The sequence below is a fragment of the Arenimonas sp. genome, assembly GCF_019459675.1.
Taxonomy (GTDB): domain Bacteria; phylum Pseudomonadota; class Gammaproteobacteria; order Xanthomonadales; family Xanthomonadaceae; genus Arenimonas.
Map to the genome: position 1 here is coordinate 1 of NZ_JAIBFH010000332.1, position 1,703 is coordinate 1,703.

Genomic DNA, 1,703 nt, shown 5'->3' on the forward strand with positions numbered 1-1,703 from the left:
GGGCCTGGGGGCGGGGGGGCGCCCGGCGTTTTAACCCAGGGGGGGCCGAAACGCCGACCTGCGCCGGCGCCTGCTGGTGAACCGGGGGAACGGCTGATGCGCCTGATCGCCATGCTTGGCCTCGCCGCCGCCCTTGCCGTGCTGCCCGTGGCGCCTGCCCGGGCGCAGTCGGCCGCGCAGCTTCACGAACAGTCGGTTGCCGGCCTTGACGCCGAACTGCGCACGCTGGACGCCGACCCGTCGCTGGCCGACCGGGGTGGCCTGGAGCGCCTGCTGGCTCGCCAGGCGATCGGCGATGCGCAGGTGGCCAAGCGCCGCGACCGTGCCCACGCCGTCGCCATCGCAAAGCTGCGCCTGCAGGCCGCCCGCATCGCCGCCGAGGCCGATCTGCTGGGAGAACAGTCCCTCCAGCTCGACCGCGAGCGTGACCAGGTGATGGTGGAGGCCAGCCAGCGCGAGGCCGAACAGGCCCGCCGCGAGTCCGAACGTCTTCGACTGCGCGCCATGGCCCGCGAAGAAGCGTCCGAGCGCGCCGAGGCCGCGCAAGTGGTCGCGCTGGAGGCCGCCGGCGCCGAAACCGCCCAGGCCCGAAAGTTGGCCGAGGCCCGCGCCCGCGAGGCCAGCCTGGCGCGCAAGGAGGCCGAACTCGCGGCCGCCGTGGCTGCCGATGAAATCCCCGACGCCTCGCCGCCGCCGATGCGCAGCGAAGGCGGCAAGCAGGTGTACACGCTGGCCGGCAACGCCTTCGGCAGCGGCAGCGCCAGCCTTACCGCCCCGGCCCAGGCCAGCCTGCGTGCGCTGGCTTCCCGGCTGCGGGGCGGCAGCGGCGGGGTGGCGGTGGAAGGCCACACCGACAGCCAGGGTGCCGATGCGGCCAATCTTTCCCTGTCGCGCCAGCGGGCCGAAGCGGTGCGTCGAGTGCTCGAAGACGCGGGCTTGCCCGGCGCGCGGCTGCAGGCCACCGGCAAGGGTGAGGCGGAGCCCGTGGCCGACAACGCCAGCGCCGAGGGCCGCGCACGCAACCGGCGCGTCGAAATCATCGTCAATTGATAATTGAATCAGTGGGATAGCGCATTCATCGAACTCTTCACATTCACTAAGTGATTGAATCCAAAGGCCCGCCGGCCGCGCTCCGAAGCCCCCGTTCAGCGGGGGCTTTTCTTTTTAATTCAATGGTTTGACGAAAGGCTTGCGACCCCAAAAACGGGGGAGTAGGTTCAAAGTCCCGAAGGCCTGATGCCTCCGGGACTACCGAGCCAGGCCGATGAAAGCAGACCTCGCCGCCGCTGGACGCACCACCGCCGACCTTGGGCCGGGTGTGATCCGTGGGGACGCCGCCAGCAAAAGCGACCTGACCTTTGTCTCTATCCGACACGCCTCGTCCTTCACCGGTCGGGGCGTTTGGATTTCTGGAGGAGGTCAACCGATGTTTGAAGGGCAACCGCAAAGCGAACTCGAAGCGATGATGAAGAGCGACCCGGAATTCCGGCAGCTTTACCACCGCCACCGCGAACTGGACAAACAGGTGCTGGACGCCGAACTGGGCGTGCTGCCCGTGGACGACACCGCGCTGGGGCGGATGAAGAAGGAAAAGCTCAACGCGAAGGATCGCCTGACCCGGATGTTCGATCGCCGAAGACACTGAGTTCACGCTGCGGGGGGGGGGGGGGGGGGGGGGGGGGGGGGGGGGGGGGGGGGGGGGG

Annotated in this window: 2 protein-coding genes; both read left to right on the top strand. The window is 69.7% G+C overall.

Annotated features, from left to right (window positions below; translation table 11 throughout):
* Positions 1–96: 96 nt before the first annotated feature.
* Positions 97–1,050, top strand: coding sequence for an OmpA family protein (locus K0M70_RS11160; RefSeq protein WP_290781934.1), 954 nt, complete (start codon positions 97–99; stop codon positions 1,048–1,050).
* Positions 1,051–1,426: 376 nt separating this feature from the next.
* On the top strand, positions 1,427–1,645 hold the full coding sequence (locus tag K0M70_RS11165; protein ID WP_290781935.1) for a YdcH family protein: 219 nt from the start codon (positions 1,427–1,429) through the stop codon (positions 1,643–1,645).
* Positions 1,646–1,703: the final 58 nt, after the last annotated feature.